Annotated in this window: 26 protein-coding genes; 18 read left to right on the top strand and 8 right to left on the bottom strand. The window is 32.4% G+C overall.

Annotation, left to right across the window (positions count from 1 at the left end; all coding sequences use genetic code 11):
- The first annotated feature begins 44 nt into the window (after nt 1-44).
- Entirely contained in the window at nt 45-2,459 is a 2,415-nt protein-coding gene (locus Q0910_RS24945) for a T9SS type A sorting domain-containing protein (protein WP_299222731.1), read from the top strand.
- 69 nt (nt 2,460-2,528) lie between these two features.
- Here the strand turns inward: Q0910_RS24945 and Q0910_RS24940 are convergent, their stop codons facing one another.
- The 5 genes from Q0910_RS24940 to Q0910_RS24920 form a co-directional block, all read right to left on the bottom strand.
- Nucleotides 2,529-2,894: a nuclear transport factor 2 family protein gene (locus tag Q0910_RS24940; protein WP_299222729.1), complete on the bottom strand. Its 366-nt coding sequence runs from the start codon at nt 2,892-2,894 to the stop codon at nt 2,529-2,531.
- Nucleotides 2,895-2,987: 93 nt separating this feature from the next.
- A complete protein-coding gene (locus Q0910_RS24935) occupies nt 2,988-4,298 on the bottom strand; it encodes a deoxyribodipyrimidine photo-lyase (RefSeq protein WP_299222728.1) in 1,311 nt (436 codons plus the stop codon).
- 1 nt (nt 4,299) lies between these two features.
- Complete coding sequence (locus Q0910_RS24930) at nt 4,300-4,998, bottom strand: SDR family oxidoreductase (protein ID WP_299222726.1); 699 nt, start codon at nt 4,996-4,998, stop codon at nt 4,300-4,302.
- A 20-nt stretch (nt 4,999-5,018) separates the two neighbouring features.
- Entirely contained in the window at nt 5,019-5,513 is a 495-nt protein-coding gene (locus Q0910_RS24925) for an SRPBCC family protein (RefSeq protein ID WP_299222725.1), read from the bottom strand.
- A 144-nt stretch (nt 5,514-5,657) separates the two neighbouring features.
- Nucleotides 5,658-6,320, bottom strand: a complete 663-nt coding sequence (locus Q0910_RS24920; RefSeq protein WP_299222723.1) for an MIP family channel protein — start codon at nt 6,318-6,320, stop codon at nt 5,658-5,660.
- 120 nt (nt 6,321-6,440) lie between these two features.
- On the opposite strand from Q0910_RS24920, the gene Q0910_RS24915 reads away from it, so the two are divergent.
- Nucleotides 6,441-7,280 carry a DUF2911 domain-containing protein gene (locus Q0910_RS24915; protein ID WP_299222721.1) on the top strand — a complete coding sequence of 280 codons (840 nt, stop codon included), beginning with the start codon at nt 6,441-6,443 and terminating at the stop codon, nt 7,278-7,280.
- A 115-nt stretch (nt 7,281-7,395) separates the two neighbouring features.
- Here the strand turns inward: Q0910_RS24915 and Q0910_RS24910 are convergent, their stop codons facing one another.
- Nucleotides 7,396-8,376 carry a Gfo/Idh/MocA family oxidoreductase gene (locus tag Q0910_RS24910; RefSeq protein WP_299222720.1) on the bottom strand — a complete coding sequence of 327 codons (981 nt, stop codon included), beginning with the start codon at nt 8,374-8,376 and terminating at the stop codon, nt 7,396-7,398.
- Nucleotides 8,377-8,612: 236 nt separating this feature from the next.
- On the opposite strand from Q0910_RS24910, the gene Q0910_RS24905 reads away from it, so the two are divergent.
- The 5 genes from Q0910_RS24905 to Q0910_RS24885 all read left to right on the top strand — a co-directional run bounded on the left by Q0910_RS24905 (nt 8,613) and on the right by Q0910_RS24885 (nt 13,795).
- On the top strand, nt 8,613-8,945 hold the full coding sequence (locus Q0910_RS24905; RefSeq protein WP_299222718.1) for a hypothetical protein: 333 nt from the start codon (nt 8,613-8,615) through the stop codon (nt 8,943-8,945).
- Nucleotides 8,946-9,257: 312 nt separating this feature from the next.
- Nucleotides 9,258-10,004: a 3-oxoacyl-[acyl-carrier-protein] reductase gene (fabG, locus tag Q0910_RS24900; protein WP_299222716.1), complete on the top strand. Its 747-nt coding sequence runs from the start codon at nt 9,258-9,260 to the stop codon at nt 10,002-10,004.
- 162 nt (nt 10,005-10,166) lie between these two features.
- The gene (locus tag Q0910_RS24895) at nt 10,167-12,197 is read left to right on the top strand and encodes a VWA domain-containing protein (RefSeq protein ID WP_299222714.1); all 2,031 of its coding nucleotides are present in this window, start codon (nt 10,167-10,169) and stop codon (nt 12,195-12,197) included.
- A 23-nt stretch (nt 12,198-12,220) separates the two neighbouring features.
- The gene (locus tag Q0910_RS24890) at nt 12,221-13,036 is read left to right on the top strand and encodes a prohibitin family protein (RefSeq protein WP_299222713.1); all 816 of its coding nucleotides are present in this window, start codon (nt 12,221-12,223) and stop codon (nt 13,034-13,036) included.
- 132 nt (nt 13,037-13,168) lie between these two features.
- Complete coding sequence (locus tag Q0910_RS24885; protein WP_299222711.1) at nt 13,169-13,795, top strand: hypothetical protein; 627 nt, start codon at nt 13,169-13,171, stop codon at nt 13,793-13,795.
- A 34-nt stretch (nt 13,796-13,829) separates the two neighbouring features.
- Here Q0910_RS24885 and Q0910_RS24880 read toward each other — a convergent pair whose 3' ends face one another.
- Complete coding sequence (locus tag Q0910_RS24880; RefSeq protein ID WP_299222709.1) at nt 13,830-14,348, bottom strand: hypothetical protein; 519 nt, start codon at nt 14,346-14,348, stop codon at nt 13,830-13,832.
- 12 nt (nt 14,349-14,360) lie between these two features.
- Nucleotides 14,361-15,275, bottom strand: a complete 915-nt coding sequence (locus tag Q0910_RS24875) for an OmpA family protein (protein WP_299222708.1) — start codon at nt 15,273-15,275, stop codon at nt 14,361-14,363.
- Nucleotides 15,276-15,610: 335 nt separating this feature from the next.
- On the opposite strand from Q0910_RS24875, the gene hisG reads away from it, so the two are divergent.
- The 11 genes from hisG to hisIE all read left to right on the top strand — a co-directional run bounded on the left by hisG (nt 15,611) and on the right by hisIE (nt 25,028).
- Nucleotides 15,611-16,468: an ATP phosphoribosyltransferase gene (gene hisG, locus Q0910_RS24870; RefSeq protein ID WP_299222707.1), complete on the top strand. Its 858-nt coding sequence runs from the start codon at nt 15,611-15,613 to the stop codon at nt 16,466-16,468.
- Between the two features lie 88 nt (nt 16,469-16,556).
- The gene (gene hisD, locus Q0910_RS24865) at nt 16,557-17,846 is read left to right on the top strand and encodes a histidinol dehydrogenase (RefSeq protein WP_299222705.1); all 1,290 of its coding nucleotides are present in this window, start codon (nt 16,557-16,559) and stop codon (nt 17,844-17,846) included.
- Nucleotides 17,847-17,876: 30 nt separating this feature from the next.
- On the top strand, nt 17,877-18,734 hold the full coding sequence (locus tag Q0910_RS24860; RefSeq protein ID WP_299222703.1) for a DUF3667 domain-containing protein: 858 nt from the start codon (nt 17,877-17,879) through the stop codon (nt 18,732-18,734).
- A 62-nt stretch (nt 18,735-18,796) separates the two neighbouring features.
- Nucleotides 18,797-19,846, top strand: coding sequence for a histidinol-phosphate transaminase (hisC, locus tag Q0910_RS24855; RefSeq protein WP_299222702.1), 1,050 nt, complete (start codon nt 18,797-18,799; stop codon nt 19,844-19,846).
- Nucleotides 19,847-19,895: 49 nt separating this feature from the next.
- Entirely contained in the window at nt 19,896-21,038 is a 1,143-nt protein-coding gene (hisB, locus tag Q0910_RS24850) for a bifunctional histidinol-phosphatase/imidazoleglycerol-phosphate dehydratase HisB (protein ID WP_299222700.1), read from the top strand.
- Nucleotides 21,039-21,222: 184 nt separating this feature from the next.
- Nucleotides 21,223-21,804 (top strand): imidazole glycerol phosphate synthase subunit HisH, encoded by a 582-nt coding sequence (gene hisH / locus Q0910_RS24845; RefSeq protein ID WP_299222697.1) that lies wholly within the window; start codon nt 21,223-21,225, stop codon nt 21,802-21,804.
- Nucleotides 21,805-21,853: 49 nt separating this feature from the next.
- On the top strand, nt 21,854-22,141 hold the full coding sequence (locus Q0910_RS24840; RefSeq protein WP_299222695.1) for a GIY-YIG nuclease family protein: 288 nt from the start codon (nt 21,854-21,856) through the stop codon (nt 22,139-22,141).
- Nucleotides 22,142-22,173: 32 nt separating this feature from the next.
- The gene (gene hisA / locus Q0910_RS24835) at nt 22,174-22,905 is read left to right on the top strand and encodes a 1-(5-phosphoribosyl)-5-[(5-phosphoribosylamino)methylideneamino]imidazole-4-carboxamide isomerase (RefSeq protein WP_299222693.1); all 732 of its coding nucleotides are present in this window, start codon (nt 22,174-22,176) and stop codon (nt 22,903-22,905) included.
- Nucleotides 22,906-22,979: 74 nt separating this feature from the next.
- Nucleotides 22,980-23,489, top strand: a complete 510-nt coding sequence (locus Q0910_RS24830; protein ID WP_299222691.1) for a DinB family protein — start codon at nt 22,980-22,982, stop codon at nt 23,487-23,489.
- 94 nt (nt 23,490-23,583) lie between these two features.
- Nucleotides 23,584-24,339 carry an imidazole glycerol phosphate synthase subunit HisF gene (hisF, locus tag Q0910_RS24825; RefSeq protein ID WP_299222690.1) on the top strand — a complete coding sequence of 252 codons (756 nt, stop codon included), beginning with the start codon at nt 23,584-23,586 and terminating at the stop codon, nt 24,337-24,339.
- 92 nt (nt 24,340-24,431) lie between these two features.
- Entirely contained in the window at nt 24,432-25,028 is a 597-nt protein-coding gene (hisIE, locus tag Q0910_RS24820; protein WP_299222828.1) for a bifunctional phosphoribosyl-AMP cyclohydrolase/phosphoribosyl-ATP diphosphatase HisIE, read from the top strand.
- The last annotated feature ends 135 nt before the right edge of the window (nt 25,029-25,163 follow it).

The following is a 25,163-nucleotide window of genomic DNA, read 5'->3' as shown; positions in this document are numbered from 1 at the left end:
TAATTATTAGTTATTAATATATTCGCAACCTAAAAACCCAAAATATGAAAAAAATACTACTTACAACTTTATTGACTTGTTCATTTTTCTATTCTTTCTCACAAGAGCTAAGTCATTATTATAATCCAAATAAAGCTAATGATGTTTATATTGATTATGAAGATAACTTAATGGTTTCTATACATAATGATAGGATCTTTAAATTTAACCTAGATAATTATCCAAATGATCACACAATCTATTCTAACAAAGATATAGGTGCCATGCTGCCTTTTGAAAAAGTATTGTTAGATTTGGATAATGATATTTGGTTTATTGATGGTGATGATAATGTATATAAACAATCCAATAGTGAGTTTGTTAAAATAAATCAAGAGGGAGAATATTGTAGAGATTTTGTTTTAGCAAAAGACGGAAGTGTTTGGTTAACATACTCAGATAAAATAGTTATACACTATAGGGGTAACAGTGGTCAGAGTTTTATCTATGATTACAATAAGGTTGTAACAAAAGATAACGAGATGTTTGTTATTTATCAATCCGATAATGATAAAATGGCTATATACAATGCTAATTCTTGGTTTGTTGTTTCAGAATCAGATTTTATAATAAAAAGTATTTATATAAATGAAGCTAACTCAGTATTTTTCGTAAAAGAAAATTCAACTCAATGCTGTTCTGAGAATTATAAAGTAGGTTCGTATTATTTTGAAAATGGTCTACAAACCATTTCATATGATTATACGGATTCTCCTGTGAAAATTACTAATATTGTTGCGGATAGTAATTCTAATGTTTATTGTCAGTTTGAAAGTAAAGACTCTCCAGATGCAGATGATTCATTAATTGATGGAGTTCTGGCATTTCCAATTAATGAAGGAATTACATCTGCTCAGTTTTTCTATCTTAATAATCAAACTAGCTCGATTACTGGTAAGATGAAAATTGGTTCAAATGATAAGCTGTGGTTTATAAATAATGATTCTTCGGATAGTTTAGAATATATTGAAGAGAATAATGGAATGTTTTCTAGGACAGTACTATCTAGTTCTTATTATAGTATTATTGATTTTACTCCTGGAAATAGTGAATTACATTTCATCCATAAATCAGAAAAGTTCGCAGAGTATAATGTTAGCCGTATTAATGAAACAAATGAGGTGTCTTTTTTAGCTTCAACAGAGAGCATTGTTTTTGAAATAATAAACAAAAATGGAGACTTGTTCTTTAGGACAATTGAAGGCATGGGATATTATGATGGAACCGGAATATCAGAATTTGGAATACTTCAGGAAATCCCTACGCGAGTAACGGTTATAGAAAAAGATTCTCAAGATAATGTATGGGCAGGCGGATATAACGGATTAGCAAAGTTTGATGGGGTTAATTGGGATAAAGTTACGTTGCCAGAACATTTTGATTTCAAAACAATTACGGCAATGTACATGACACAGAACAATGTTTTGTGGGTTATAACAAATGATAGATACTTATCAAAATTTGAAAATGAAATATGGTCGTTTTTTGAGATACCAGAAAATTTGTTATACAACTACTCCAGGCATTTGACTTTTGACGGAACTGATATATTTATGGGAGATAATCCAGGTTTTTTGAAGTTCAATGTAGAGACTGAAACTTTTACTCAGATGGATGTTTCATCACTATCTTTTATTATTAGAGATATGGTTACTGATAATAATGGAGTTACCTATGTTGCCAACAGGGATAATTGGGGAGTAAATAGAGGGGGGTTGTTTAGAATAGAAAATAATGGTTTTGTTAGAATAGACAATCCTAATATAGATGAAGCTAGTACTACAGAATATTTAAGGTATATCAGTATTGATGAGAACGATATTATGTGGTTGGGGTATACTGAAGAACTAGCTCTTTTTGATGGGACAGATTTTGTTGCTCATTACCCTAAACCTTCAAATAATTTACCTGATCAAAATTGGAATCGAAAAATAGCCTTTTATAATGAAGTTCCTTTTCTAGGGTTTACTTGGGACGGATACTATAAATTTGAGGAAGAAGCTTATGAAAAAGTATATGATCTTAAAGAGGACTTTTATACAACCTTTATCGATGAGAATATAGTAGTTGGAGATGATACTTGGATAACTTTTGGTAGTGGGAGTAATTATTTTTCAGGAATAATATCGATTCCGGTATCTAATTTTGTCAGCGCTCTTGGTATAGAAGAAAATGAACTAGGAGTTAATGAATTAAATGTATTTCCGAATCCCGTTTCTGAGAATAAGATAATTAATTTTAATAAGAATCTTGATAAAGCAGAAATAAACGTGTATTCGCTGTTTGGACAAAAAATATACGGTATAAAGAGTTTTTCAGGCGATAATTTAAAATTATCTACAGAATTGTCCACAGGATATTATTTTCTGCATATTGATTCTGGAGATTCAATTACTAAATTTAAGATCCTAATTCAGTAAATTAGAGATATATGATATAAATAATATAAAAGGATTACTTGATTGCTAAGTAATCCTTTTGTTTTAACTTTAATTAGGCATAGAGTAAAAGAACTGCTCTTCTACTATTTTACCATTATTCACATTATAGATGGCTAGTTCTTCCATCTGCATGCGTCCTTGTCCTTTAAATGTGCAATCCATTTTCATCTTACAAGTAAAATGATTTTCTGCAACAACAGGATCAGAAATTTCTCCTCCATGGAATTCCTCTACACTAGCATACCAATCTTGACTTTTTTTGGTAACAGCTTCTTTTCCGGTAACTATAGCATTTGGAGCTCCAGGCATTTCTTTACTAACTACATTGTCAGCATACAGTTCTTTTAAAGCTTGCATATTTTCACCCTTACGGCAAAGTTCTACTAAACGATTGGCTACTTCTTGTGTATTCATTGGTTTGAAGTTTGTTAGTTTATAATTGATTTGTAATGCTATTAAATTACAAAAAACTTCAATTCATATTTTTAAAGAAATGTTATAATTTGGTTATTCGGCCACCGCTTCTTTATAGACTTTAAGACAACGTTCTCTTGCTTCTTTATGATCTACAATAGGATGCGGATACGTTAGTTCATTAATATCCTTAATCCAGGCCTTGATATATTCGTGGTTTTTATCAAATTTAGTTACTTGTGTTGTAGGGTTAAAGATTCTAAAATAAGGAGCTGCATCAACACCAGAACCGGCTGCCCATTGCCAATTGCCTACATTGGCAGACATATCATAGTCCAACAGTTTTTCGGCAAAATATGCTTCTCCCCAACGCCAATCAATCAATAAGTGTTTGCATAAAAAACTAGCAACTAACATTCTAACTCTATTATGCATATATCCTGTTTCATTGAGTTGGCGCATTCCTGCATCCACTAGTGGGTATCCAGTTTTGCCATTTCTCCAAGCTTCAAACTCTTTTTCGTTATTGCGCCATTCTATACGATCATATTTTGGTCTAAATGCTTTGTCCTTAGTATGAGGAAAGTGCCAAAGAATTTGCATAAAGAACTCGCGCCATATTAATTCTGACCAAAAAACTTCATTTTTTTCTGCAATTGCTTTTTTTATCATTTTACGAACACTTACGGTACCAAAACGTAAATGTGTGCCAAGTTTGGATGTTCCATTTTCTTTTGCAGGGAAATTACGAGTAGCCTCATAATTGTCAATAAGAGTAGGAGTAACCAGATAATCTGGCACTTCAATTGAGGATTTTTTAAATCCTATGTTGGATAACGAAAGATTTGGTAGTTCGGTGTTTTGGATTAAATTGTTTAAATACGGATTGGTATCGTGAATTTTTAATTTTGATCTATCAAATTCTTCTTTCCATTTATTTTTATACGGAGTATAAACAACATAAGGATTTCCGTCAGATTTTACGATTTCGCTTTTCTCGAAAATCACTTGGTCTTTGTAGGTTTTAAATTCTATAGAATTATCCAGGAGGAGTTTTGCTATGGATTTATCTCTTTCTTTTGCATAAGGCTCATAATCGTGATTAGCATATACTTTCTCAATATCATAACCCTTTATTAGGTGCTTAAAAACTTCAGCAGGCTTACCATTAAAAAAGGCAATGGAACTATTATGATCGTTCTGTAATTCTTTGCGAATCTTTTGTAATGTATGGTGTATAAAAGATAATCTAGCATCATCTTTAGGAAGTTTATCCAATATATCAGTATCAAAAATAAAAATCGGTAAAATAGGTAAGTCATCTTTAAGAGCTTCGAGAAATCCTATACTGTCATCAAGTCTAAGATCTCTCCTGAACCAGAAGATATTTACTTTTTGCGACATATTAATTTACATTTAATGTAGACATTCCTCCATCAACACCTAATACTTGTCCTGTAATCCAACTACTATCATCACTTAGTAAAAATTTTGCAATATTGGCAATATCCTCTGCTTCGCCAACACGTTTAAGAGGGTGACGTTCATCCATTTTTTCTCGTTTTTTTTCATTACCTAAAAGTCTTTGAGCTAATGGTGTGTCGGTTAATGAAGGTGCGATTACATTTACTCTAAATTTAGGAGCATATTCTGCGGCCAATGCTTTTGCGAAACCTTCTATAGCGCCTTTTGCAGCAGCAACACTAGTATGGAAAGGCATACCAACTTTCACAGCAACAGTGCTGAAGAATATTAGGCTAGCTTGGTCTGACTTTTTTAATTGAGGAAGAATGGAATGCATGATTTTTACTAAGAACATAAAATTGATTTGCATATCTTCCTGAAAGACTTCCGGACTTAACATTTTAAATGGTTTCAGATTTATACTTCCAGGACAGTATACAAAACCATCTAATTGCTCAGGTAGTTTTGAAGCGTCAATTTCATCTGTTGATGCATCATATGGAATGTGTGTGACTTCCAGGTTTCCTAAATTCTCCGAGGTACGAGAAGCTATAAAGATGTTATGTTTGTCGTATAATTTTAATGCTATTTCAAATCCTATACCGTGGCTACCACCAATAAGTAAAATATTTTTTCTCATTTCGTATAATTTCTAAATAATTAAACTAGTTCGACTTGCTTTTCTGTTGGATGATTGAAAGCTCCGAACATTTCGATTAGCTTTTTTTCTCTATAATCAAAGATCTCTTTTAGCTTTGGTTTAATCAAAAATGGATGTATCAGCTGTCCTAAAATTCCAAACGGTACTTTGTAATCAATAATATCTTCCATTTCGACGCCTCCGGGAATTTCTTTTATAAAATGTTTATGATGCCAGAGTGCGTAAGGACCAAATCGTTGCTCGTCTACAAAATATTCTTTGTCTACAGTATGAGTAATTTCGGTAACCCATTTAGTTTTTATACCAGCTACAGGAGTAACGATGTATTGGATGATTTGTCCAGCATACATTTTTCTATCTGCACCGGATAAAATCTTAAACCCCATATAATCCGGAGTAATAACCTTTAGGTTTCTTGGATCTGATAAAAAATCCCAAGCTTCCTGAAGAGAAATTGGTAGGTTTTGTTTTGCTTTTAGCGTATATATTTTCATTTTGTACCTCTTTTTCAGGCTAAAGGTACAATCATTTTGTTTAATCTTTTAGTGATAAATGTTAAACAAAAAATAAAATTAGAATTTATCTAGTTTCGATATTTTGTTTATTAATAGCATAAGATAAAAGATCTTACTTAATGATTAGCATTCTTTACAGCAGTTATCTGCTTTGATAAGTTTGCAGGTCATCACAGCTAATATTGCTCCAATTATTGGAGCAATCATATATAGCCATTGATGTTCCCAATGACCAGATAATAATGCTGGCCCCAGAGATCTTGCAGGATTCATAGAAGCGTTGGTCATAGGTCCGGCAAACATAGCTTCCAGAAGTACAACACCTCCAATTGCTATTCCAGCCATCATACCTACTTCTTTTGATCCGGTTGATACATTAATAATGACTAACATTAAAAAATAAGTAAGAAGTAATTCTAAAATAAACGCCCTGAGATCATCGAATGAAGGCAGTGTTCCGCCTAGAAATTCACTTTCAGGAAATAGGAAAAGTAAAACACTACTGGCAGCAATTGCGCCGACACATTGTGCAATAATATATTTAGGTACCTCTTTCCATTCGAATTTTTTAGCATATGCAAAAGCTATTGTAACGGCAGGGTTAAAGTGTGCTCCCGAAATATCACCAAAGGCATAAATCATCGCCATAACTATCAGTCCCCAAGTAGCTGCAATACCCACATGAGTAACATCACCTCCTGTTACTTCATTAATGGTCATAGCTCCGGTACCACAAAAAACCATGGAAAATGTGCCTATAATCTCTGATATATATTTACGTCTCATACAATTAGAAATGATGGCAAATATAGCATTCCTTATTTTAAGTTTTTGTTAACTCTTAATGTATGTGTAATTGTTAATTTCGTTATTAGTAAACTAATTAATAGACTAAATATAAACACAATGAAAAAGATCATCTTATTTGTATCTGCTGCCTTGTTATCTTTTGGGATAGAAGCTCAGATAAAAACACCTCAACCTAGTCCTTCTTCCAAAATAGAACAAGTGGTAGGATTAACAGATGTTACTGTTGAATATTCGCGTCCAAGTATGAAAGGACGTACCATTTTTGGAAACCTGGTTCCTTACGATAAATTATGGAGAACAGGAGCTAATAAAAATACTCAGATTACTTTTAGTGATGATGTTAAAATAGGAGATGCGGAACTTAAAAAAGGAACGTATGCTATTTTTACAAATCCAGGAAAAGAAAGTTGGGAAGTTATATTTTATAGTGATGCAAATAACTGGGGAACACCAAGAGAGTGGGATGATAGCAAAGTGGCTGGAAAAGTTAAGGTAAAAGCTACCAAGATTCCAATGAATGTGGAGACTTTTACGATTATGTTTAGTGATTTTACTATGGATAGTGCTCATTTGAACTTTATTTGGGAAAGTACAGAAGCTGCTATTAAATTAGAAGTTCCTTCTAAAAAGAAAGCAATGGAGAGTATCGAAACTGTAATGGCTGGACCATCTGCTAATGATCACTATCAAGCAGCAGTGTTTTATAAAGACACTGAGGACTATGCTAAGGCTAAACAGCACATTGAAAAGGCTGTTGCGGGTAGAGCAGATGCATTCTGGTACCACAGACAACATTCTTTAATTCTTGCTAAAACTGGAGATAAAGATGGAGCAATAAAAGCGGCTAAAACATCTTTAGAGCTTGCAGAAAAGGCTAAAAATGCTGATTATGTAAAGCTAAACAAAGACTCCCTTGCAGAGTGGGGAGCTAAATAAATACTCTTTTTTTTCACACAAATTGAAAGCGTTTGATTAATTAGTCAAACGCTTTTTTTTATTGCTGTCTAATTATTATTTAAAACGAATAGATTTTCTAAAAAAATGTTTTAAGCTATTCGTAATACAGGTTAATTTTGTCTCTTACAGTATCCAGTAAACGAATCAGTTGTAGACTTTTATCGAAGTTCATAATTGTACTTTCTGTATTTCCTTGCTCTAGCATTTCTTGAACATGAATTGCCTCAAAACTGTAACCATTTGTGTCCACAGTAAATTCGTGTAATTTCGAAATTCCATCTCGTGTGATGGTAACAGAAGAAGGTTCGTGAAAACGACTATTAATAGTAATGGTTCCTTTTTCTAATTCGATAATAGCTTCGGTATTTGTTTTTTCTGTAATGGAACAATATAAAGATGCTTGGGTATTGTTTTTGTAAGTGAGTAACATAGTACAATTTTCATCTATTCCATTGTCATTGAATTTGGCGTTCGCCTCAATTTCTTTAGGATATCCCAGTATACTTAATGCTGCAAATAATGGATAGATTCCTACGTCTAATAAGCTTCCTCCACCAAGTTTTTTGTTGAACACTCTATTTTCAGGATCATAGTTGCTAGCAAAACCAAAATCAGCTTTTAAACTTTTTACTTCGCCCAGCTCATTAGATTGTATAACATTTAAAACATACTCATAATGAGGTAAGAAATAGGTCCATAGGGCTTCCATTAAAAACGTATCACTATTTTTTGCCGCAGTAATCATTTCTTCTACCTGTTTTATATTCATAGCAAAGGGTTTCTCACATAACACTGCTTTTTTATGAGTAAGACACATTAGTGTGTTTTCGTAATGAAAAACATGAGGAGTTGCAATGTAGATAATATCTATTTCGGGGTTTGTTGCAAGTTCTTTGTAACTTCCATAACAGCTATAGGCATCATATGTTTTTCCAAAATCTTTAGCTTTTTTTAAATCTCTACTCGCTACTGCATATAATGTAGCAGTTGGGATAGTCATTAAATCCTCGGCAAACTTATGCGCAATTTTACCACAGCCAATGATTCCCCACTTAAATTTTTTTTTCTGATTCATTGGTTTTTATGAAATAGTTAGGTTATGATTATAAATTTTAAAGGGTATTTTCCCTTATTTTTTGAATTATGTGATTGAGATTTATGAAATTTTAGTCATCATTTAATGATAATTTTTTTATAAATCGTTTAATTATTTAACATAAATATAAAACATGTACGTATACCAGCAGTTTTTTTTGAGGTCTTATTAATTCTTGGTAAATTTAATACACTCACCTTTAAAACCAAACCATTATGAAAAATCAAACTACCCCAAAAGAATCTCCAAACCGTCAGACACATACGCTTAGATTAAGCCGAATGAAAGAAGAACTCTCCGGAATGCTTACTGAGCTACATTCTTATCGCTGTGAACCGTGCACTCCTGATATGCATAAACAATTTTTGGAGTTGGATGATAGTGGGCGTAGACTAAAGCAAACTATTAATAAGGCAGCAGATTTATTAAAAGATTCTGTAAAGTTTTCAAAAGAAATAGGTGATGAAGTTTTTATGGCAATGAAAAAGTATCATAGTTTCCAAAAGAACATGTATACATACAGATCAGAAGCTGTCGTGCATCATTAGTATTAATGACTTAAACATTATATAAAAACCTCGATGTACTCAATCGAGGTTTTTTTAATATAATTAGCCAGTAAGCCAGCAGTTTTTATGGGATTTCAATTTTAATAACTATCATATATTCAGCTTTCTAATGAAATAAAAATACTTACTATTATTCGTAGCAATACATTTAATAAGGTTCTCGTATATAAAACCTAATATAAATCAAAGAGTTTATTGTTGGTGACCTCTTAGTAATTCTTATATTTGAAAACACAAAATCATACATATCATATATAAATGGTATGTAACCAAAAAAATATTATAGAGCGAATGAATCTCTTACAAGGTAAAACTGCCATTATCACGGGTGCTACTCGTGGTATCGGAAAAGGAATAGCACAAGTTTTTGCAAAACAAGGTGCAAATGTTGCATTTACATATAGTTCTTCAGTAGATGCTGCAAAAGATTTAGAAAAAGAATTAAATGATTTAGGTATTCAAGCCAAAGCATATCAAAGTAATGCTGCCAGTTTCGCAGAATCTGAAAGTTTAATAAAGGATGTTCTGGAGACTTTCGGAAGTATAGATATTCTGGTCAATAATGCGGGTATCACTAAAGATAATTTACTTATGAGAATGAGTGAAGAAGATTTTGATAAAGTTATCGAAGTTAATCTAAAAAGTGTGTTTAATATGACCAAAGCAGTACAGCGAACAATGCTGAAACAACGTAGTGGAAGTATAATTAATATGAGTTCCGTAGTTGGAGTAAAAGGAAATGCTGGTCAAGCTAATTATGCAGCTTCAAAAGCTGGTATTATTGGTTTCTCTAAGTCGGTAGCTTTAGAATTAGGTTCCAGAAATATACGTAGCAATGTAATTGCTCCTGGTTTTATCGAGACAGAAATGACAGGTAAACTAGATGAAAAAGTTGTTGATGAATGGAGAAAAGCAATACCATTGAAGCGAGGAGGATCTCCAGAAGATATAGCTAATGCTTGTCTGTTTTTGGCTAGTGATCTAAGTGGATATGTTACTGGACAGGTCCTTAATGTAGACGGCGGAATGCTAACTTAAATCAAACTCTAGAATTACGATTAACGATTTTCGAATAGTTTTTTAATAAGTTTAAGACCTTTTTAATTAAATGTTTTTATTTTCAGGTTTGTAATCGACTATCTTAAAAATGTGGAAAGTGAAAAATTGTAAAACTGAACGTTTACATCGTAATTAATAAGAATGCAGACACAAAATATAGGATTGATCATAGCGGCAGGAATAATTGCATTAGTTATAGCGCTATTCCAATATATGTACAAAGCAAAGAATAGAACCAAAAGGAACTTGTTCTTTGCTTTTTTACGTTTTCTAAGCGTATTTGCATTACTGGTTTTATTAATTAATCCAACATTTCGAAAAAACACATATTATACAGAAAAGCCAACATTAGTAGTTGCAGTTGATAATTCTTCTTCAATAAAACATCTTAATCAAGATCAGCAAGTATCACAGTTTGTAAATCAGATCCAAACGAATGAGGAGCTTAAGGAACGATTTGACATAAAGTACTATTCGTTTTCTGATGATTTAAAGGATACCTTAAGTCTTACGTTTAATCAGAAACAAACCAATATTTCTAAAGCGTTAGATAATTTAGATCAGATTTATAAAAACTCTAATGCTCCAACAATACTAGTTACAGATGGTAATCAAACTTATGGTAGAGATTATCAATTTAGAAGTAATGCTTATAAACAGCAGATTTACCCAGTAATTGCTGGAGATACTATAAAGGTAACCGATACTAAAATCCAACAGCTTAATGTAAATCGGTATGCATATCTTAAAAACAAGTTTCCGGTAGAGGTCATTCTTACGTATTCCGGAACCGAAAATATAAACACCAGGTTTGAAGTAAAATCGGGTAGAAATATGATTTACTCACAACCGGTTTCTTTTTCTAAAGAGAATAATTCTAAAGTAATCAATTTTACTTTAGCCGCTAGTAATGCGGGTGTATTACAGTATAATGCTACGCTTATTCCTGTCGACAATGAAAAGAATAAAGTTAATAATAGTAAAGACTTTGCAGTAGAAGTTATTGATCAGAAAACAAATATATTGTTGGTTAGTGATATGACTCATCCTGATTTAGGCACGATCAAAAAAAGTATAGAAAGTAATGAACGCAGAAGCCTTACTATTGTCAAACCTTCTGAGGTAAAAGATGTTGATGAATATCAATTGATCATTTTGTATCAACCTAATGCCAGATTTAGAGGGGTATATGAAAAAATAGAGAATGTTAGAAAAAATCGTTTTACGATTACTGGTGCTAAAACTGATTGGGTATTTCTTAATAAGATTCAGAATAAATACAGACAAGAAATCACGAGGCAAACGGAGTATTATTTACCAAAATTTAATGTAAACTATGGAACATTTCTGGCAGAAAATATCGGTTTTGATGGATATCCACCATTGATTGGAACCTTTGGCGAAATAAATATTAATTTTTCTCACGATGTGCTGTTGCAGAGAAATGTTGGTAATATTACTACCGATGAACCTATGTTAGCTACCATAGAAGATAATGGAATAAGAGAAGCAGTGTTATTAGGTGAGGGTATATGGCGATGGAGAGCTCAGAATTATCTGGATAATAAGAATTTTGAAAGTTTCGATGATTTTTTTGGAAAGATAATACAGTATCTAGCTTCTAATAAACGAAAAAGTAGATTAAATACTATTTCAGAATCTTTCTATTATGGTAATGCCAGCATTAAGATCAAAGCAGAATATTTTACTAAAAATTATGAATTTGATCGTAGAGGAAGTCTGAATATTGTAGTTAAAAATAAAGATAAAGAAACATCTCAGACAATTCCGATGTTATTGAAAAACAATTCGTATGAAGCTGATCTCAGTAGTTTGTCTTCTGGTAATTATGATTATACTGTAATAGTTACAGGCGAAAATATATCACGCTCCGGAAGTTTTAGCATTTTGGATTATGATGTAGAGCAACAATTATTGAATGCGGATGTAACGAAACTAAGACAAGTAGCGACTAATACTGAAGGAAAGGCTTATTTTATGAGTCAAAATAATATTTTGATTCGTGATCTGATTGAGGATCAGAGGTATCAGGCAATCCAGAAGAGCAAAGAAAATATCGTATCTTTAATAGATTGGAAATATCTTTTAGCAATTATAATATTTTTACTAGCTGTAGAGTGGTTTATGCGAAAATATAATGGGCTTATTTAAAATTTAAAAACTAAACATTTATCATGGAAAAATTACCTAAAATAGGATTACCTATTCTTATTATTGTAGTACTTTTAATTGTCTTTATTTCAAAGTCTACAGTTACTATCGGCTCTGGAGAAGCTGGAGTGCTTTATAAAACTTTTGCAGGAGGAGTTGTTACTGATGAACCACCACTGGGAGAAGGATTTCATTTAGTCGCTCCTTGGAACAAAGTAATTGTATATGAAGTAAGACAACAAGAAGTGTTTGAGAAAATGCAAGTACTTTCTTCTAATGGTCTGGAAATAAAACTAGATGCATCTGCTTGGTTTCAACCTCAATATGAAAAATTGGGATTATTACACCAACAAAAAGGAGAAAATTATGTGCAAAGAATATTATTGCCAACAATAAGATCTGCGGCGCGTAGTGTGGTAGGTAGGTATACTCCAGAGCAATTGTATTCTAGTAAAAGAGATGTCATTCAGAAAGAGATTTATGAAGAGACTAAAAAGATTGTAGGAGATCAATACGTACAACTTAATGAAGTATTGGTGCGTGATGTAACTTTACCGCCAACAATCAAGGAAGCTATTGAACGTAAATTAAGACAAGAGCAAGAATCGTTAGAGTATGAGTTTAAATTAACAAAAGCTCAAAAAGAAGCAGAAAGACAAAAAATTGATGCGGAAGGTAAAGCTATTGCTAACCAAATTCTAAGTGCTTCGTTAACGGATAAGATTCTTACAGAAAAAGGAATTGAAGCTACTTTAGAATTAGCAAAATCTCCTAATGCTAAAGTGATAGTAATAGGTTCGGGTGAAAGTGGAATGCCTATAATCTTAGGAAATCAATAGAACGACATTTTATTATAATAGATATCTTTTAATGATAAACCATCATATAGTATGCGAATATTATATGATGGTTTTTTTATAGAAATCCATAAAATAGATAGACTCTTTGATATTGTTGAAAATTTATAGAATATGAAAAAGATAGAACCGTTTAAAAATATAGATGAAGCCATAGCAACATTAGATAATGGTGGTAGATTTTACAATATACTTACTAAAGCTGATGATGGTGTAATTTCACCAGCGGAGCTAGGCAAAGTAGCTGGGCTTTTTAGTGATAAGCAAAAGATGATTCTTTTTTTAGACGTATCAATCTCTGAATTGGATACTCTGGCAAGAAATCAAATAATTTCTTCACTATCAAAAGATTTTCAATCTATATACGCTAAATATAATGTCATCGAGTTATTACCTTCTGAAGTTAATCATAAAGGAAAATTATCCTTAAATACTATTATTACCGGTATTCCTAAAAAAGTAGCGTCACAATCTGATTTTAATGGCTTTATCATGGTGCCTATTGTTGCAGGAAAAGTAACTACGTTTTCAATGATTCCTATAGTAGAAACCTATGATGTGTATGAAATAGCAGAGGAGGAGTCATCAGAAACTTTTCTTATTGCTCATGCTAAAGGTTATCATAAACTTCCTGAAAAAAAGATAAAAATAGCTGGAGTACTAAAGGAGCTCAAGTCTAAAAAAGATGAAAAAACAGCTTCAAAAAAGTATTTAGAAGCTGTTTATTATATAGAGATATGATTTTTCGATTAGTTATAATCGGATCAATACTATATTATTTGTTTTTTAGTTTTTCAGCTTGATCGGACCAGTTGTCCCGTTCAATACGACCGGGAAAAAACTGTATCAAATCCGTCACCGTATCTATATCTTCTTTTGTAAACTTACTTATTTGGTCAAAAGTGTATATTCCTATACTGTTTAACTTCTTTTCTATAAAAGGGCCTACTCCGCTAATTAGTTTTAGATCATCTTTTTCTGATTCATCCGCTTTTCCAAAACTGTCAAAATTTAATTTAGGTTTTTCACCATCTTCAAGTTTTGTTTCTGTTTCGCCAGAGGTAATTGCTTTTGCACTATCATTAGCTTCAACGGAAATAGGTTTTGAAAATGTAGTATTCGCCTTTTTGAAATTTCCATTTCTTAGTTTTTCCTTTTCTCTAAGGCATTGGTCTAATTTTTCTTGATATTTATTTTTGAGCGCCCATTTAGATAAAAACCATCCTAGTAAGAATGCAATTAATAACAATATTAGTAGGCACCACCAGTTTGCTTCGTTTAAAAAATCTAACATATTTGTAGTTATTTAGTTTACAATTATTTCTATTCTTCTGTTTTTTGCCCTGTTTTCTTCGGTATCATTTGGAGCAACCGGACTTGATTCTCCTTTAGACTCTGAGGTTAGTTTTTCTAAAGGAATACCTTGAGAAGCTAAATAATTTTTGACATTTCCAGCTCTTTTTAGACCAATCGACTGATTAGCTGCATCGTCCCCAACGTCATCTGTATGCCCTGTAATCAGTACATTTTTGTTCGGATATTTGTTTAGATAATTTTTGAGTTCCAATGCGTAATTTGATAGTGTAGCATCTGGTTTGAATTCTTTAGACCCAAAATCCGAGTATAAGGTTTTATTGGCGATTCCTTTTTCGACTTCTTTTAGTCTGGATTCATCTATTTCAGTAAAATTTAGAAGAATACCACCTTTGTAATATCCATCTGCATCATAATTGTATGTATGTAATTTCGCTTTAGTAACAATTCGATCTCCATTTATGCCTGCGTTAACCAAAATATCTTTAATAAAATTAGCTCTTGAAACTCCGGTTAATGTATCTGTTTTTTGTTCTTCAGAAGTTTCATAACCATAAATGACTAATTCTTGATTTTGATTTTGCCCAAGATAATCGGCTATCTTATTTTCAAAACCTTGAACACGATCAGGTATATTTACTGTAAAGTTGGAGTTGTTAATTTGAAGATTTTCAGGATATCTAAAAACATCTGTATTTTGGTTGTTCTTAGCATATAGGCCGTGAGCTAGTGCTAAACTATCTTCATAAGCCTTTTTAGCCTTTGTCTCAGCTTCAGAGTCAATAGTTTCTTCTACAATAGAAGATCCTTTATTCCTATCTCCAAGACACCAATTACAGGAGTAGTACCACCACATTCCCAGTAAGGCGAATAGGATAAAAATAAGGAACGAAATTAAATTTTTCATATATTGATGATTAGTGTTAGTCTTTTAAAGTTATAAAAATGTTTTAATTAATTGATTATGATTGAGCGATTTATATCTTGAAAAAAGATGAATAGCAAAAATTTAGGCTGAAATGCATTTCAGAAAAAAATATTTTTTATACATTCGCAGAGTATTACAGAAAACATGAAAAATATTCTTGTACATCATCATCATTCTTACATCTCCGCACAGGCGTGGTAAGTTGATATGTGTATAAGTTAATCATATATAATAACCCGTTTGAGCATTTTCAAACGGGTTTTTTCATTTTAAAGCTTGTTTTGAACTGATCAAACACAACAACAAAAAAGACAATGTCAAAAATTAAAATTGCTATTCAAAAGAGCGGTAGACTTAATCAGGATTCTGTTCAGATTTTAAAAGATTGTGGAATTTCTATAGATAACGGAAAAGACCAACTAAAAGCAGCCACCAGAAATTTCCCGATGGAAGTGATGTTCCTTCGTAATGGTGATATTCCTCAATACCTAAGAGATGGTGTTGTAGATATTGCTATTATTGGAGAAAATGTCCTAGTCGAAAAAGGTAAGGATATCACTATAGCCGAAAGACTAAATTTTTCTAAGTGTAAAGTATCTCTCGCTGTTCCGAAAGATGTGGAATATAATTCGATCAAAGATCTTGATGGGAAAAGAATAGCCACTTCATATCCGAATACAGTAAACGAATATCTGAAAGAAAAAGGAATTTCTGCTGACCTACACCAGATTTCCGGATCTGTAGAAATTGCTCCAAACATCGGTTTAGCTGATGCTATTTGCGACATTGTATCTAGTGGAAGTACATTGTTTAAAAACAATCTTAAAGAAGTAGAGGTTATGCTCACGTCTGAAGCTGTATTAGCAGTTTCTCCTGGTATAAGTAATGAGAATACAGAAATTCTAAAAAAGTTACAATTTAGAATACAAGCAGTGCTAAAAGCGAGAGCTTCTAAGTATGTATTATTGAATGCTCCCAATGATAAAATTGATCGTATTGTAGATATCTTACCGGGAATGCGCAGTCCAACGGTTTTGCCACTTGCAGAAAAAGGGTGGAGTTCAATTCATACAGTAGTAGAAAAAAACAAGTTTTGGGATATTCTGGATGAATTAAAAGCAGAAGGGGCAGAAGGTATTTTGGTATGTCCAATTGAGAAAATGGTATTATGATTTTTGAAATACGAATTACGATCTAATGAATAATTAAATTATATACCTAAGTTCCCTCTCCTTAGGGAGAGGGTTAGGGTGAGGGGTTATGAAAAAAATATACAATCCAGAGAGAAATACCTGGTCAGAAATTCTAAAAAGACCAACACAAACTTTAGCAGATATTGAAAGTATTGTTTTGGATGTTTTTAGTGAAGTTAAAACTGATGGAGATATTGCTATTGATAAATATACCGAGAAATTCGATAAGGTGTCCTTAGATTCAATATTGGTTCCTAAAGAAGAAATAGAAAATGCAAAGCAATTGGTTAGTCAAGAACTCAAAGAAGCTATTGTACTTGCTAAATCAAATATAGAGGCTTTTCATGCCGCCCAGAAAACTGAAAAGGTATCTGTAGAAACTAAGGATGGAGTTAGCTGTTGGCAGGAGAAAAGACCTATACAGAAGGTAGGATTGTATATTCCCGGAGGGACAGCACCTTTGTTTTCTACAATTTTGATGCTTGCTGTTCCAGCTAATATCGCTAGTTGTAAAGAAATAGTACTATGTTCACCTCCTGATAAAGAAGGGAAAATCAATCCAGCTATTTTATTCACTGCGAATCTTTGTGGTGTAACCAAAATTTTTAAGGTTGGTGGAATTCAAGCGATTGCAGGAATGACTTTTGGAACAGAAACTATCCCACAAGTATATAAAATTTTTGGTCCAGGAAATCAGTTTGTTACCGTGGCTAAACAATTAGCAACAAAATTTGGAGTTGCGATTGATATGCCAGCTGGTCCAAGTGAGTTACTAGTAGTGGCAGATGATACGGCTAATGCATCTTTTGTAGCTTCAGACCTGTTAAGTCAGGCAGAACACGGTACCGATAGTCAAGTGATTTTAGTGTCTACTTCAAAAGAGCTTATTTCAGCAGTAGAAAAAGAAGTTACTAGTCAATGTGATGTGTTACCGAGAAAAGAAATTGCAGAGGCGGCTATTTCGAATTCTAAACTGATTTATGTAGAAAGTGATGTAGAAGCATTAGAGTTAATCAACGAGTACGGTCCTGAACATTTTATCGTGTGTGTAGCAGATCAGGATTTCTATGTGGATAATATTATCAATGCAGGTTCTGTTTTTATAGGTAATTATACTCCCGAAAGTGCTGGGGACTATGCTTCGGGTACGAACCATACCTTGCCAACTAATGGATATGCAAAACAATATAGCGGAGTGAATCTAGATAGTTTTATGAAATCTATGACATTTCAGAAAATATCGGAAAAAGGAATAAAAAGTATAGGGAATGCTATAGAGATCATGGCAGAAGCAGAAGGTTTGCAAGCCCATAAAAACGCTGTCACTCTTAGATTGAATAGTCTGGAAGATTATTAGATAAGTTTATGGTCAATTGAATGTTAAAAGATGAGTTGTAAAAATTGCGAATATAATCTAACAGAAACTGCACAGTTTTGTCAAAGTTGTGGAGCAAAAGTTGTTACAGAAAGACTTACCGTGAAGAGAATGTTTCTGGAATTCCTTGATAAGGTTTTTGGTTGGGATAACACGTATCTAAGAACTTTTAGAATAATGTTGGTGGCACCAGATAAAGTTGCTAAGGATTACATTGATGGAGTTCGGAAAAAATTTATGCCACCGTTTACATTTCTTTTAATCGGTCTTACTATTGCAACGCTCGTTTTTAATTCTTTTTCAGATAAGTATACTGAGTTTTCATCTGGTATGTTTGGTGAAGGTTTTTACCGAATACAATTTGATAGTGCTAAAGAAAAAAACGATTCCCTCAAAAATTTAGAAAATGAAAAAGAGCAGGAAGCATTTGAAGACTTTATGAAGGAGCAAATAGAGAGTCAAAAAAAGACGCAAGGTATGCTGCTAAAATATTTTAACCTTTCTGCTTTTCTATTAATGCCGGTTTATACTTTTATTTCATATCTGGTTTTTGGAAGAAAGAAGTACAATTATGCAGAGCATTTGGTGATTAATTGCTATATACAAGGCTTTTCCATGATTACATCCACTTTTTTGTTTTTGATGGCATTAGTTATTCATCCATACATCTTTACATCAACTGTGTTAATTGCAATTTTTTATTATTCATTTACCTATAAAAGATTATGTGACCTTACTTTGGCAAGGGTGTTATGGAAATTTATAAAATTCCTACTAATCTTAATGATTTCATTTATAACAATAACTCTGTTAATAGCAATTGTAGGGGTTTTATTAACCAAGATTTTTGGATTAAACTTTTTTAACTAAGGTTAGAAAATTAAAATAATTAAATTATGAGATCCTGAAGCAAATTCAGGACGACAATAGAAATGAACAAAACACAATTCAATATAAATAAAATAATACGAGAAAACGTAAAAGGATTAAAACCATATTCCTCTGCACGAGATGAATATGTTTCTGATGGCTCCAAAATGATTTTTCTGGATGCTAATGAAAATCCTTATGAGAATGGTGTAAATCGATATCCAGATCCTCAACAACGTGGTTTAAAGACTGTATTGGCAGATCAAAAAGGAGTTTCTTCTCAAAATATATTATTAGGAAACGGAAGTGATGAAGTTTTAGATCTTTTGTTTAGAGCGTTTTGCGAACCTAAAAGAGATAACATTATAACATTACCTCCAACATATGGAATGTATAAAGTGTTGGCAAATATCAATGATGTTAGTGAACGGGAAGTTTTATTAACGAAAAGTTTTGAACCAAATGTATCTGAAATTCTAGAGGCAATTGACGACGCAACAAAAATTATTTTCTTATGTTCTCCAAATAACCCAACTGGTAATTCTTTTTTAGAAGAAAATATCATTAAAATTTTAGAAAGTTTTGAAGGTTTAGTGGTTATCGATGAAGCATATATCGATTTTTCGTCAGAAGAAAGTTGGATCAACAAAATAGATATGTATCCTAATCTCATTATCACACAGACATTGTCCAAAGCATATGGTATGGCTGGAATTAGACTAGGATTGTGTTATGCTTCAGAAGAAATTATCAGTGTGCTTAATAAAATCAAACCACCTTACAATGTAAATGAACTTACACAGAAAAGAGCATTAGAGCGAGTGATGGATGTAGCAACCGTAAAAGAAGAAGTTACTAATATTCTAGAACAAAGAGAGAAAATGATTATTTCTTTAAAAGATGTTTCTTTTATAAAAGAAGTATATAAAACAGATGCTAATTTTGTTTTAGTAAGAGTGGATAATGCAAATAAAAGATATGATCAATTGCTTAAAGAAGGTATTGTAATTCGTAATAGAACAACGCAACCTCTTTGTGAAAATACACTACGATTAACCGTGGGTACACAAATTGAAAATGAGAAGTTAATAAAAGTATTAAAACAATTATAAAAAATCCTTAGTTCCCTCTCCTTATGGGAGAGGGTTAGGGTGAGGGCATATGAAAAAGAAAGTATTATTTATAGATCGCGACGGTACCTTAGTTTTAGAACCGCCTGTGGATTATCAATTAGATAGTTTAGAGAAATTAGAGTTTTATCCAAAGGTCTTTCAGTATATGGCTAAAATCGCTAATGAATTGGATTATGAATTAGTGATGGTAACCAATCAAGATGGATTAGGAACGGATTCCTTTCCAGAAGATACTTTTTGGCCAGCTCATAATAAAGTGATGACTGCATTCGAAAAAGAAGGCGTGGTATTTAATGCAGTTCATATTGATAAAACGTTTCCCCATGAAAATGCAGATACCAGAAAACCTAGAACAGGTCTGTTAGCTCAGTATTTTGATAAAGAAAAGTATGATCTAGAGAATTCATTTGTTTTAGGAGATCGGATTACAGATATGGAATTGGCAAAAAACCTTGGAGCTAAAGGAATTTTTCTATCCGAAGATCCGGAACTTGGAGCAGATGAAATAGAAACTGATACAAGAGCCATTAATAATAGTATTGCGTTAACTTCTACAGATTGGAAAGATATTTATGAATTTTTAAAGTTAGAAGATCGAGTAGCTGAAATTACAAGAAATACAAACGAAACTAAGATTTATATTAAGCTTAATTTAGATGGTTCTGGTAAAAACAATATCTCTACAGGCTTACATTTCTTTGATCATATGTTAGATCAGATTGGGCGTCATGGTGCGATGGATTTAACTGTTCAGGTAGATGGAGATTTACAAGTGGACGAACATCATACTATAGAGGATACAATGATCGCTTTAGGAGAATTGTTTCATAAAACCTTAGGTGCTAAATTGGGAATCGAACGCTATGGGTTTTGTTTACCGATGGACGATTGCTTAGCACAGGCTGCAGTTGATTTTGGAGGACGTCCTTGGTTAGTTTGGGATGCTGATTTTAAACGTGAGAAAATAGGCGATATGCCGACAGAAATGTTTTTTCACCTTTTTAAATCATTTACAGATGGTGCTAAGTGTAATTTAAATATTAAAGCAGAAGGAGATAATGAGCACCATAAAATAGAAGGCATATTTAAAGCATTTGCCAAAGCTATGAAGATGGCAGTGAAAAGAGATGCTAATAAAATGTTTTTACCAAGTACCAAAGGAATGTTATAATAAATAGTATAGAGTAGTTAGTATTGAGTATAGAGTTTTTAAAACGAGAAAAATATACTTAATGGCGAACTCAGTAGTTTATACTAATAATAAATAAAGTAATTAATATTGAGCACAAAGTTTTTTGGTGACAAAGAAAATATACTTAATACTTTGTACTTAGTACTTAATACTAATTGTAAAAATGAAAATAGTAATCATAAATTACGGAGCAGGAAATATCCAATCAATCAAATTTGCAATTCAACGATTAGGATATAAAGCGATTTTAAGTGATGATCCTGATGAAATTAGAGCCGCGGATAAAGTTATCTTTCCGGGAGTTGGTGAGGCAAGTAGCGCTATGAAAAAATTAAGAGAATCTGGTTTGGATACTTTGGTGCCACAGTTAAAACAACCTGTATTAGGTATTTGTTTAGGAATGCAGTTAATGTGTAACTATACGGAAGAAGGTGATACTGAAGGATTAGGGATTTTTCATACGGATGTAGTGAGGTTTAATCACGGTGTAAAAGTTCCACAAATAGGGTGGAACCAAATAGAATCTTTAAAATCTAAATTGTTTGATGGAGTAGCAGAAAAAGAGTATATCTATTTAGTGCATAGTTATTATGCTCCGGTAATGGAAGAAACCATAGCACAGTCAAGCTATGGAATAACCTATAGTACAGCATTGCAAAAAGATAACTTCTATGGAACTCAGTTTCATCCTGAAAAGAGTAGTGTTACAGGTTCAAAAATTCTAGAGAATTTTTTGAACCTGTAACATTCTGAACTTGTTTCAGAATCCTTACTAATTAGATAATAACTTATAGTTGAAGTATTATTGTTACATATTGTCAAATAAAAATAGAACAGTTATTTACGTTGGTTTTACTAATGATATCATTAGGAGACTTAAGGAACATAAGTCTGGAAATGGAGCGTATTTCACAAAACGATATGGTGCATTTGACTTAGTTTATTTTGAAGAATACGAAGAAGGTAATTTGGCAAGGGCTAGAGAAAAACAATTAAAAAATTGGCATAAAGAATGGAAATGGAATTTGGTAAAGAAATCAAATCCAAAATTAAAGACACTAATAATACAAAATAGACCCTGAAACAAGTTCAGGGTTGATTAATAAGTTAATCAATGAGAATAATACCAGCAATAGATATCATAGACGGAAAATGCGTTAGACTCTCGAAAGGAGATTATGATACTAAGAAAATATATAACGAAAACCCATTAGAAGTTGCTAAGGAGTTTGAAGCACACGGAATTCAATATTTACATTTAGTAGATCTCGATGGGGCTAAGTCTAAACATATTGTAAATCATAAGGTGTTAGAGCAAATAGCTTCTAAAACAAGCTTAAAAATTGATTTTGGAGGCGGTTTAAAAACCGATGAAGATCTAAAAATTGCTTTCAATAGTGGTGCAAATCAAATTACTGGTGGCAGTATTGCTGTAAAGAATGCAGACATTTTTAAATCTTGGTTATCAAAGTTTGGTAAGGATAAGATTATTTTGGGTGCAGATGCACAAAATGAAAAGATTGCTGTTAGCGGTTGGTTAGAAGAAAGTGATAAAGAGTTAATACCTTTTGTTAAAAAATACCAGAAAGAAGGGATCTCATATGTGATCTGTACTGATATAAGTAAAGATGGGATGTTAGAAGGACCTTCTTTTGATTTGTATAAAAAGATGTTGACAGAAATAAATGATATAAAACTAATTGCTTCCGGCGGCATTTCAACTTTTGATGAATTACCAAAATTGGCTGAATTAGGATGCGAAGGAACTATTATTGGAAAAGCTATTTACGAAAACCGAATTAGCTTGAAACAACTAGAGAATTATATTAGTGGAACTCAATTTTAAGAAGTTTAAGAACGAACTCAAAATTGTAAGTTGGACTAATCTTGCTGCAGAGCAGGATCTAATACTTTAAAATAATGAACGAGGAGATAGCTAAAGAGTTTAAAGAACAAATCATTTATAGGTTAGATGAAAGTATCAGGATGGTCTCTAGCAGTTTTGATCAACTTGCAGAGGATGATATTTGGAAACGATTTAACGAATCTTCTAATAGTATAGGGAATTTGATTTTGCATTTATGTGGTAATATTACTCAGTATGCTATCGCTTCTTTAGGAAACTTAGAAGATAAACGTGATCGTTATGCAGAGTTTGAAGCTACTGAAGGTTTCTCTAAAGCACAGTTGTTATCAAAACTTAATAACACAGTTAAACAAGCAAAAACAACATTGTTAGACTGTTCTTTTTCTGAATTAATGAGAAAAAGAGAAGTACAAGGGTTTACTTTTTCCGGAATTGGTATCGCAATTCATGTTACAGAACACTTGTCGTATCATACAGGACAGATAGCTTTTTGGACAAAACAATTAAAAAATAAAGATTTAGGTTTTTATGATGGTATGGATCTAAATATTAAAAATAAATAAGTAATTAGTAGTTAGTAAATAGTATAGAGTATTAAGTAAAGAGTCCATCAACTAACAACTAACAACTAATAACCATAAACTATTAACAAAGGAGATGCTTACAAAAAGAATTGTACCATGTTTGGATATTAAGAATGGCCGAACCGTAAAAGGAGTTAATTTTGTTGATTTAAGAGATGCCGGAGATCCTGTAGAGTTAGCTGATGCCTATTCTAAAGCTGGAGCAGATGAATTGGTCTTTTTAGATATTTCAGCTACAGAGGAAAGGAGAAAAACATTAGCAAATCTAGTGCTGCGAGTTGCAGAAAAAGTGAATATACCTTTTACCGTAGGTGGTGGAATTTCATCAATAGAAGATGTAGATATATTACTTCAGAACGGAGCAGACAAAGTTTCTGTAAATTCATCTGCTGTAAAAAATCCGCAACTTATCAATGATTTAGCTGGTAAATTCGGAAGTCAATGCATTACTGTTGCGATAGATGCTAAACAGATTGACGGAAAGTGGATAGTACATTTAGTAGGAGGGAAAGTGCCGACTGAGCTTGATCTATTTGATTGGGCAAAAGAAGTAGAAGAAAGAGGTGCCGGAGAAATATTATTTACCTCAATGGATAATGATGGGACCAAAGATGGTTTTGCAAATAAAGCATTAGCTAAGTTATCAAATGAGTTGAATATTCCGATAATAGCTTCTGGTGGAGCAGGAAATATGCAGCATTTTGTGGATACTTTTAAAGAGGGAAAGGCAGACGCAGCTTTGGCAGCGAGTGTTTTTCATTTTAAAGAAATAGAGATTAAAGATTTAAAAGAGGAATTAAAAGCAAACAAAATTCCGGTAAGATTATGATTAAATGTCATTCCAGACTTGATCTGGAATCCATAAGAAATTAAGTATAAATTAAAAGATTCCGAATCAAGTCCGGAATGACAACTATAACAATGGAAATAAATTTCAATAAAAATAACGACGGACTAGTTCCTGCAATTATCCAAGATGCAACTACTAAGAATGTACTAATGCTGGGATATATGAATGAGGCGGCATATCAAAAAACCTTAGACTCAAAAAAAGTTACTTTTTTTAGTAGAACAAAGGATCGATTATGGACCAAAGGAGAAGAGAGTGGCAACTTTTTAAACCTAGTGGATATTAAGAATGATTGTGATCAAGATAGCTTATTGATTACTGTTAATCCAGTAGGACCGACTTGTCATAGAGGATCGGATACGTGCTGGAATGAAAGTAACGATCAATCTTTTGGGTTTTTAACGGATTTAGAGGATATCATACAAAATAGAAAAGAGAATCAAGACAATGATGAATCATATGTAGCTTCTCTATTTAGAAAAGGAATTAATAAAGTAGCCCAAAAAGTTGGAGAGGAAGCTGTAGAAGTAGTGATAGAAGCTAAAGATGATAATGATGATTTATTTCTAAGCGAAAGTGCTGACTTGCTTTTTCATTATCTGATTTTACTACAAGCCAAAGGATATAAAATGAATGATATTGTAGAGGTTTTAAAATCAAGAGCTTAGTTAATATGATTCGATAATCAATGAAGCTCTTTTTTGTCTGTTAATAGTTGATTTTTAACATAATTTTATATTTTTGCCTGGCTTTTTTGAGACCCAGTCAATTAATTTATTTCATTTTGATAGGTAACAAATAGG

The organism is uncultured Aquimarina sp. (assembly GCF_947495315.1).
Lineage (GTDB): Bacteria > Bacteroidota > Bacteroidia > Flavobacteriales > Flavobacteriaceae > Aquimarina.
The sequence above is the reverse complement of the archived record's forward strand: the minus strand, read 5'-3'. Positions and strand labels throughout refer to the sequence as shown.